Raw genomic sequence first — 9,160 nt, 5'->3', positions numbered from 1 at the left:
CCCCAGGGAGTGGTAGGCAATGCCCAAACTGCCCAGGGATTTCGCTTCTCCGTTGCGGTATTTGAGTTCCTGAAAGAGGGTTAAAGACTGTTTATAGTATTCAATTGCCTGCTCGTACTGCCCGAGGAAGAGGTAGGCATTGCCCAAATTGTTGAGGGAATTGCCTTCTCCATTGCGGTTTTTGAGTTCCTGAAAGAGGGTTAAAGACTGTTTATAGTATTCAATTGCCCGCTCGTACTGCCCCAGGGAGTGGTAGGCAATGCCCAAACTGCCCAGGGAATTGGCTTCTCCGGTGCGGTTTTTGAGTTCCCTGGCAATGGTTAAAGACTGTTGGTAGTATTCAATTGCCCGCTCGTACTGCCCCAGGGAGTCGTAGGCATTGCCCAAGTTGTTGAGGGAAATCGCTTCTCCATTGCGGTCTTTGATTTTCCTTTTGATGGTTAAAGACTGTTGATGGTATTCAATTGCCCGCTCGTACTGCCCCAGGCCGTTGTAGGCGCTGCCCAAATTGTTGAGGGAATTCGCTTCTCCTTTGCGATCTTTGAGTTCCTGAAAGATGCTTAAAGACTGTTGATGGTATTCAATTGCTTGCTCGTATTGTCTGAGAGAGCGGTAGGCACTGCCCAAATTGTCCAGGGAAATCGCTTCTCCGTTGCGGTCTTTGATTTCCTGAGAGATGGTTAAAGATTGTTGGTAGTATTTAATTGCCCGCTCGTACTGCCCCAGGGAGTCGTAGGCAATGCCCAAACTGCCCAGAGAATTCGCTTCTCCGTTGCGGTCTTTGATTTCCTGATAGATGGTGAGAGTAAATTCCCAAACTTGGAGAGCAAGGGTAAATTGACTGGTTTGCAACCACCGAATGCCAACCTTAAGTAATGTATCTGCGGTTTCTTGGCGGATAGTTTGGGGTTGTTGGGAACTGCCGAGATATTCCCCAAGTTGTAGGAGAAGGTTAATAAAAAAGTTGGCTTCGTTGGATTTACCATGATCAGCCAATTTTTCTGCTTCCTCTGCCATTACCTGCAACAACTCTGGCTCGACTAACTCCTGGTTTTCGTTCAAAACTTGATTTTCTTCCCCACTCTCATCGATGATGATGTTGAGGAGTAGTAGGATAAGTTGCAGATAGCCTTGTAAACGTTCTTCCTTCATAGTAGATCCTTGGGGGTTGGTTGTTATTATTTTCGGAAAATAGAATGTTGGGGTTGATGAATTTTAAAAATCGTTGGTAGTCGGCCAAGACATTTTTATCGTTTCACTACTTTAAACTCTTGATAACAACCTTGCCAACTCGACGGATTATCGCTCAACCACCCCAAAAGCTGTTCCATGCGATCGCTTGTCCAGTTCGGAATAAGTTCTTGTTTCGTCGGGTTCAACCAATCAAAATCGAGAGCTTCTTTGAGTGCGATCGCAATATATTCATCTGTTCCCGGTGTTGTTAGCCTGATTCCTATTTTCTTCTGCTGATACCAATATGACTCAGTTTGTGGCAGTCTAATGACGTTTTCATCCGCCCGATATTGGGGAGCAAAAACCATTGATGGACACAAAAAACAACGTTGGGTTATTCCCCTATGCAATAACAGCAAATAACGGGATTCTGGGGGTAGTTTAATCGTAATAAACAACGGTTCACCAACGGGTAACGGTTCGGGTTCGGGAAGTTCGAGGAGTTCCCAATTTCTCACAGTTTCCGGTTTAATTTTAATCCAGTTTTCGTCATAAACTTGCTGTTTCAACGGTTCCCAATATAAATGATCTAATTCCCACCGAGGAAATTTATAGTCCCACAACCACTGATAAACTTCCCTCCAAATTCCTCTTTGACCCTGCTTTCTATTGATCCAATTCTGACTTTCTTGTTTATCGCTATCGAGTTCGAGTTGGTATTGGTTTACCAGTTCTCTAATTACCTCTGCCAGCCTCCCCTGAATATCTGTTGGTAAACAATTTAATTCCTGTTTCATCAAGCTGGCAATAGTATTGTTATTATCTTGCCTTGGATTGGTTTGCAATTTATAATTCTCAGGATGAAAACGCAGCCGAAATAAGCATTGATGTTCCTCGGCTGCTGGTGTTTTGTCGAAAAATAGAGAGTTAGCTATCTCTTTGAGAAATTTGTCGTTCATGCTTCACGGCCTCCCGTTCGGGTTGGGATGGTTTTCTATGATTTAGTTTAGCAATATTTTTCAGCAAAAAACTACCAATTTTTGTTGTTATGAGGGATTTTGTTATTTGCTGCCATTTGAAAATATTTGACTGTTATTTGCTGCTATTTCGATTAATTTCAGGTGTTAAATTAGACATTTAATCGGGACTCATTTTAATAAAATTAGAGCAATAATAAAAGAGTCATTATTTCGATTAGCGGTTATGAAACAGAAACAATTTATCCTTGTTTTTATTCTAGGATGCCTGGGGTTCTTAGGATTCCAATCGATGCAAAACTCAGCATCGGAACCTGCCATTGTGCAACTCGTCCTGCAACCCAATACAGCCGAACTGACGTCAACAACCGAAGACGTTATCCACGTTCTTTCCCGTCGCGTCAGACCCCATCATTGGGTTGAAATTAGCATGATTTCCCAACAGGCAAACCCCGAAATTTTACTCTCCAAACAAGCCAATCGCCGAACGATTCAACAAGTGCGATCGCAACTCGACGCCAACCCTCAAACCCCGGAATTAGAACCCATTCCCTCATCAGATACAGCCATCGTCGCCGCCATCCAACGGTTTAGCGATCGCGTAGCAGAAACCAACGGTAAACACCCCATCTATTTTTATCTCGTCACCGATGGAACCTCAGATCCGCAAGCGATCGCCCAACTCCGGGAAATCAGCAAAACTCTGGCGCAATACAACCTGGAAACCGCCCATCTTTTCGTTCTGGGTTTGAACCCCAAACACCGCCTATCAATGGCTGGGGGGTTTGCACCCATAGGCGATCGGGTTGAGTTTGCCAGCAACAATTACGACGAGTGGGTACAACTGCTGAGAAAATTTTAGCGCCCAAATTGCCAGCCGCCACTGCCATAGCAATGCTACCTGATTTGTAAAAAATTAATCAATCTCAGCCCCCAATTTTGGGCAAGGGCTGTTTCATTCTCGACCCTAAATTTGATGACCTAACCCCCCAACCCCCTTCCCTGCAAGGGAAGGAGGAGTAATCAACCAAAAAACACTCCCCTCTTGATTAATTAATAGTCCCTTATGGGACACCTTTTCCCTCTCCTCGTAGGAGAGGGTTAGGGAGAGGTTCTAAGCAAATGTTTACCGACGAGCGAAACAACCCCCAATTTTTGGGGTTTGGGGGCAATATCGTTGACAACATTTCAGCATAATTCACCCGGCAAAATATCTATTCTATTAAGGAGAATAATCCAATGTCTATCAGATCGTTCAAACAATTTTTTGCGGGTTTATTCGGTGGATTTTTCTGGGATACCCCGTTAATATCCTGGTCAGACGGTCAATTTGAGTTCCAATCTCTCCTGGAAGAATCTCATACAAATCGCCTCGCCAAAATCTTGCAATATTACCAACCCGAACTCTTTCAACGGTGGTATTGGGTGGTACTCGCCGCCGCTTACAAAGCCAAGAATGAACAACAGTCTTTATCGACATTAGAAAAAGAACAGGAGGAACTCAGCAGTAAAGTCAGTTCCATGGAAGCCGCGTTAGACATCGAACTTCCGCCCCAACCCAAACCGGAATTTTGGGAAATACTCCTAACCATCGGTTTATCAATTATGCTTTTGTTGGGAATTGCGGAATTTTTCGGTTTAGAAGTTCAAAGCATTACCAACAACCAGTTCATACAATTTTTATTGGTATTATCGGGAGCGGTTTGTATGAATTTGGGAGAATATATCGGCATTTTGCGAATGGTAAAAGCTGTACGTCGCTACGACCCCAAACGCAGTTTTTCCGACGATAACCGCCACGCCAATAGTATTCCGTTTTGGCAAAGAATCAAGAGTGGGGATGCTGCAATTTGGTTGTCTTTTGCAATTGTCCTGATGGAAACGGCTTTTGCGGCTCCGGGTTTGATCGGTTTGTTACCGCCAAAATTGTCTGTAGAACCGCTTTTTCAACTCACAGTTTTTGCCGCAGCAGGGCTGGCTGCAACTATCAATATTATGATTGCTTGGGGAAATGCTTTGTTGGAAATTCAGTGGGAACAAAATGTGGAGGAAATTCGCCAACGTCATCGCCAAGCTTTTGTTAATTCAGAGTCCGATTCCAACTTTATTGATGAAATTGTTATTGAGCGAGAAATGAACAATTACCGTCGGAAGTTGGGAAAAGCAAAAGCCCGTTTGGAGTTGAAAAATCGGACGGTTGAGAAGCAAAAGCAGCGAGTTGATGACCTTCAGGAACGGGCAAGACGGGAGTTTGAACGCTGGGAATTTTCGGTGCGAAAGTGGCTGAAGGATAATCCTGAAGTTGTCAAAAACTTTGTCGAGTTGGAATCAAAGCCGTCTAACAATGGGTATCATTCGGTTAAAAATGGCTTGGATATTCTCTCAGATGAAATAAAATAATCCTACCGCAAAAAGTTCGCCAGGTTGTGATCACTCGCCGAAACAATTAAATCCTTAGAAGGGCAGAATACCGGGCTGTAAATCTTCTTTTTGCGCCCATCTAAGGTTTTTATATTATTACAATACAATTGGTGCTACTTGGTGTTATTACCAGTAATTTTATGTTATTTTTTTTAGTAAAATTCGGGTTCAATAATAGTTTAAATTGCGATTCAACCCGAAGAATTATCGGCAAATCCAACAGCTTCTATGGCGGCTTCCAAAGCAATTTCTAAATGTGTCCAATGGGTGCCACCTTGACAAAACACAATGTAGGGTTCTCTCAACGGCCCATCAGCCGATAATTCCGAAGTGCTACCATCAATAAACGTTCCACCAGCCATCACGAGTTGACTCTCATACCCCGGCATTTCCGCAGGAACGGGGTCGAGATAAGAACCCACCGGAGAATACTTCTGCAAGGCGCGACAGAAGGCGATTAATTTTTTCGGCGTTCCCAACTCAATCGCTTGAATCACATCCCGGCGGGGTTCTAACGGTAAAGGGTTAACCCGATAACCGAGTTGGTCAAAAACATAGGCGAGTAAATGGTTTCCTTTCATCGCTTCTCCGACCATTTGCGGGGCTAAAAATAGGCCTTGAAATAACAAGCGATTTTGATCAAAAGTTGCCCCCCCACTACTGCCAATTCCGGGGGCTGTTAACCGACAAGTGGCCGCTTCTACTAACTCAGCCCGTCCTGCGACATATCCCCCCGCAGGCGCGATAGTCCCACCAGGATTTTTAATTAACGAACCCGCAATTAAATCAGCGCCCACCGCAGTGGGTTCTTGGGTTTCGATAAATTCCCCATAACAGTTATCGACAAAACAAACGGTATTCGGATTTTGCTGTTTAACAGTGTGGACAATTTTTTCAATTTCAGCGATCGATAAACTTGAACGCCAGGAGTAGCCGCAAGATCGCTGAATGAAAACTAAGCGAGTTTTAGAGGTAATACCAATGTTTAGACTATCCCAATCAATTTTTTTATCTAAAGTCAGATCTATTTGACGGTAAGAAATGCCATACTCTATAAGGGAACCTTGACTCTTGCCTCGTAAACCAATGACTTCTTCTAGAGTGTCATAGGGAGTACCCGTAACGGTTAAGATCTCGTCCCCAGGACGTAAAACCCCAAATAAGGCACAGGCGATCGCATGAGTTCCAGAAACAAACTGGACTCGAACAGCAGAAGCTTCAGATCCCATGATTTCTGCAAACACGCGATCAAGAGTTTGACGGCCTAAGTCATCGTGACCATAGCCCGTCACTCCCGCAAAATGATGGGTTCCGACTCGATGCTGTCGAAAAGCATCTAAAACTCGTTTGAGATTTTGCTTGACCTGAGTATCGATTCCGAAAAAAATCGAAGATAGTGCCTGTTTTGCTGCTTCTAGCTGTAGAATACTACTGCTCATCACTGAACTCGCTTTTGGGGTGAGTGGTGTTTAATTATGACGCAAATAGGACAGATTCGTAAAGAATAACCATATTTTCATGACGATTGCAACTTCACAAAAATTAAATCCCGAATGGAAAGTTATCATTTTCATGGTAATTCTCCACGGCGGCGCACTTTTTGCACTACTTCCGAGTAATTTTAATTGGACTGCCATTGGCATCGCTTTTTTGCTGCATTGGGTAACAGGGGGCTTGGGAATTACGCTCGGTTTTCATCGCCTTTTAACTCATCGCAGTTTTGAAACGCCGAAGTGGCTTGAATATTTTTTCGTGTTCTGTGGCACTTTAGCCTGTGAGGGTGGAGTGATTGATTGGGTGGGTTCACACCGGATGCATCACCTCCACTCTGACCATGAGTTAGATCCCCATGACTCGAATAAGGGGTTTTGGTGGAGTCACATGGGTTGGATGCTGTACGCTCGTCCGCCAAAAGCTGAAATTGATCGCTTAACTCAGGATATCGGCGCAGATCCAGTTTATCTATTTTTTCAAAACTATTTCATTCTTATTCAGGTTGCTTTAGGGATTTTGTTATATCTCTTAGGTGGCTGGCCCTTTGTGGTTTGGGGAGTGTTTGTGCGAATTATCGCCGTATTCCACTGCACTTGGTTAGTCAATAGTGCAACTCATAAGTTTGGATATCGCACTTTTGATTGTGATGATGCTTCCACAAACTGTTGGTGGGTGGCTGTCCTCACTTATGGTGAAGGTTGGCATAATAATCATCACGCTTATCAGTATTCCGCCCGTCATGGTTTGCAATGGTGGGAAATTGATCAGACTTGGATGACTATTCAGTTTTTACAAACTTTGGGTTTAGCGAAGAAGGTTAAGTTAGCCTCGAAGTCAAGCTAACCAGTAAGCCTGAGTTCACCAGAAGCCTAAATTGGGGGCTAGGGAGAATTAAAAAATTAAATCATCAATACGAATTGCCGAGGTTGATGGGGTGATAGGGTGACGGGGGTGGTGGGGAGAGGTCTTTTTGAAGATGAAAAATCACTTTTTATTAATAAAAATCCTCCCAACCTCCCAACCGACCGTCCTCCCCATCTCCCCACAAATTAAGTTTTAGGGCAACGCGCACAGCCCTGCCTCCTTTCGGGGGTTTTTTTTGTTTTTTTGAGTTGGAACTAGAATATAGGATTTCCTTGGACAATGTATTTGAGGGTGGTGAGACTATCTAAACCAATTAATCCCCGTCGATACCCGACTTGATTGGACATTCCGAGAAAGATCGCGTCGCCTCGATTTTGATGACGTGAGAAGCGTGGAGAAGCATTGATAAACGTTAAGGCGCTGTTGACATCTAGGGCAAATTGACGGCTCTCGCTGTAAGATTCTGTGGCTAAACAGTTACTATGACCACTACTATATTCGTTCATCCAGGCGATTCCTTCCTCTAGGCTGTCTACTCCTCGAAATGCGATTGTTTTATTGAGATAGGGTTGTGACCATTCTGACGCTTCTGCCTGGGCGAGTTCGGGAAATTGTTTAACGAGGAGTTCGTCTCCCTTGAGTAAAAATCCTTCTTCTCGCAGGTTATTCCACAGTCTGACTAAGGATGAACCCTTTTGGTTGGGATCAATCAACACTTTCTCAATCGCGTTTACCGGGTCAGGTTTGCTTTGATGGCTATCAAAAATCATCCATCGAACCATATCCACATTAGCGGTTGCTGACCAATACAAATAGCAGTTTCCCATCGCCGATCGCAAAACTGGAACTGTTGATTGAGCAACGACTTGATGGACTAGATGGGGCCGACCATAGGGAATGATCAGATTAATATATTGATCTTGAGTCACTAAGTCTTGAATGGGGGCTTCTTGTTCGTTGGGAAATACTTCTAAAGAACCAATCGGCATCCCTTCTTCTTCGATCGCCGACTGTAAGGTATCAGCAATCACTTGGTTAGAATAGTTGGCCTCGCTACCCCCAAGTAAGATTAAACTATTAGCCGTTTTCATGCACAGTCCGGCTGCGATCGCCCCTAACTCTGGAAAAGCTTCATAAACTAAACCCACAACCCCAATCGGAATCAGTTGATAATAGGTTTGACCTTGTTCGAGTTGATAGGAAGCCCCAATCACTCGTCCGATGGGATCGGGAAGTTCTCCCAACCGCTTCAAAATTTGTATGGTTGTATCTAGCCTTTCCGGAGTCAGCTTTAACCACTCACTCACACATTCAGAAACGCCCAATTCTCGACTTGCTTCTAAGTCTAGGGTGTTTGCCTCTAGAATGTCGTTTTGTCTTTTTCTGATGGCTTCTGCCATCGCTCGCAACGCACGACTGCGATGTTCTCCTTTTGTTTTTGCGAGTTCTATGCTGGCGGCATAGGATCGACGAATCGGGTTCGTCGGCGGAAGTGAAGCACTAAAATCATCAATTATCATCTTCGCTCACCGTCTGTAAGCAAGCCAGACCATCAATGCTGGCAACATTGCCAACATTACCGCAACCATTGCCCAAAGTATAATATTGGGTCCCGGTGAATACAATGCTAAAGGAAGCCAAATTACTAAGGGTACTAAGAGCATTCCTAAAGCTAGGGGTAAGTAATGCGCTCGTAAGCCTGGACTTGAGCGGTTCCATTGATGACCTGTCCAACGCCATGCTTGTTTATAGGGATAGTGAGTTGAGAGTTGTTCGAGGGAGTAACCGCTCTCATCGACAACAAAAATTTGCTGACAGCGATCGCAACCAAAGGCTTCTGTCAGGGTAATCGGAACTAAATGACCCTTCCGACGACAGGGGCAAGGATAGTCACCGTTTAAATCAATTTTCTGGGCTTTCTGAGGTGGCACAAGCAGTTATCAAATAAAGCGTTTGAGTATAACGGACTTTCAAATACTTACTTAATGGATCATACTTACCAACTCTCGGTTGTCAATTTCTTGATCTCTAAAATTTTAGATTTCCATTGACTTTAACCCGAAGTGCGGTTACTTACAACTTGCCTTGATTTCCTGAATTTTAACTGACTAGAACGACTTTTCTGTCTTCGAGCCAACTCCATTTCAGCTTATTTTCTAGTTTACACGCTAACCCTGATTGATTAGTCGGGTTAACGGACTAGATTTTTTAGCTTTTTCTTAAAAGCGGGT

Annotated in this window: 8 protein-coding genes; 3 read left to right on the top strand and 5 right to left on the bottom strand. The window is 44.0% G+C overall.

Features of this window, described 5'->3' with window-relative positions; all coding sequences use genetic code 11:
* Both L8106_RS28725 and L8106_RS28720 read right to left on the bottom strand, forming a co-directional pair.
* Positions 1-1,152: tetratricopeptide repeat protein (locus L8106_RS28725; protein WP_009788095.1), on the bottom strand; the 1,152-nt coding region annotated here is incomplete at its 3' end.
* 95 nt (positions 1,153-1,247) lie between these two features.
* Complete coding sequence (locus L8106_RS28720; protein ID WP_009788094.1) at positions 1,248-2,132, bottom strand: hypothetical protein; 885 nt, start codon at positions 2,130-2,132, stop codon at positions 1,248-1,250.
* 310 nt (positions 2,133-2,442) lie between these two features.
* Here L8106_RS28720 and L8106_RS28715 point away from each other — a divergent pair, with 310 nt between their 5' ends.
* Positions 2,443-3,012 (top strand): hypothetical protein, encoded by a 570-nt coding sequence (locus L8106_RS28715; RefSeq protein ID WP_009788093.1) that lies wholly within the window; start codon positions 2,443-2,445, stop codon positions 3,010-3,012.
* Positions 3,013-3,389: 377 nt separating this feature from the next.
* The gene (locus tag L8106_RS28710) at positions 3,390-4,550 is read left to right on the top strand and encodes a hypothetical protein (RefSeq protein ID WP_009788091.1); all 1,161 of its coding nucleotides are present in this window, start codon (positions 3,390-3,392) and stop codon (positions 4,548-4,550) included.
* 212 nt (positions 4,551-4,762) lie between these two features.
* Here L8106_RS28710 and L8106_RS28705 read toward each other — a convergent pair whose 3' ends face one another.
* Positions 4,763-6,010, bottom strand: coding sequence for a methionine gamma-lyase family protein (locus L8106_RS28705; protein WP_009788090.1), 1,248 nt, complete (start codon positions 6,008-6,010; stop codon positions 4,763-4,765).
* A 79-nt stretch (positions 6,011-6,089) separates the two neighbouring features.
* On the opposite strand from L8106_RS28705, the gene L8106_RS28700 reads away from it, so the two are divergent.
* On the top strand, positions 6,090-6,908 hold the full coding sequence (locus L8106_RS28700) for an acyl-CoA desaturase (RefSeq protein ID WP_009788089.1): 819 nt from the start codon (positions 6,090-6,092) through the stop codon (positions 6,906-6,908).
* A gap of 275 nt (positions 6,909-7,183) precedes the next feature.
* Here L8106_RS28700 and L8106_RS28695 read toward each other — a convergent pair whose 3' ends face one another.
* Together L8106_RS28695 and L8106_RS28690 are read right to left on the bottom strand one after the other, a co-directional pair.
* Positions 7,184-8,449 (bottom strand): glutamate-5-semialdehyde dehydrogenase, encoded by a 1,266-nt coding sequence (locus L8106_RS28695; RefSeq protein WP_009788088.1) that lies wholly within the window; start codon positions 8,447-8,449, stop codon positions 7,184-7,186.
* Positions 8,450-8,455: 6 nt separating this feature from the next.
* Positions 8,456-8,860: a hypothetical protein gene (locus L8106_RS28690; protein ID WP_009788087.1), complete on the bottom strand. Its 405-nt coding sequence runs from the start codon at positions 8,858-8,860 to the stop codon at positions 8,456-8,458.
* Positions 8,861-9,160 lie beyond the last annotated feature (300 nt).

This window comes from Lyngbya sp. PCC 8106, from assembly GCF_000169095.1.
Taxonomy (GTDB): domain Bacteria; phylum Cyanobacteriota; class Cyanobacteriia; order Cyanobacteriales; family Microcoleaceae; genus Capilliphycus.
The sequence above is the reverse complement of the archived record's forward strand: the minus strand, read 5'-3'. Positions and strand labels throughout refer to the sequence as shown.

Bases quoted from the DNA above. Each gene is read 5' to 3' on its own strand.
- L8106_RS28720 (WP_009788094.1), bottom strand. From the start codon at position 2,132: ATGAACGACAAATTTCTCAAAGAGATAGCTAACTCTCTATTTTTCGAC.
- L8106_RS28715 (WP_009788093.1), top strand. From the start codon at position 2,443: ATGCAAAACTCAGCATCGGAACCTGCCATTGTGCAACTCGTCCTGCAA.
- L8106_RS28710 (WP_009788091.1), top strand. From the start codon at position 3,390: ATGTCTATCAGATCGTTCAAACAATTTTTTGCGGGTTTATTCGGTGGA.
- L8106_RS28705 (WP_009788090.1), bottom strand. From the start codon at position 6,010: ATGAGCAGTAGTATTCTACAGCTAGAAGCAGCAAAACAGGCACTATCT.
- L8106_RS28700 (WP_009788089.1), top strand. From the start codon at position 6,090: ATGACGATTGCAACTTCACAAAAATTAAATCCCGAATGGAAAGTTATC.
- L8106_RS28695 (WP_009788088.1), bottom strand. From the start codon at position 8,449: ATGATAATTGATGATTTTAGTGCTTCACTTCCGCCGACGAACCCGATT.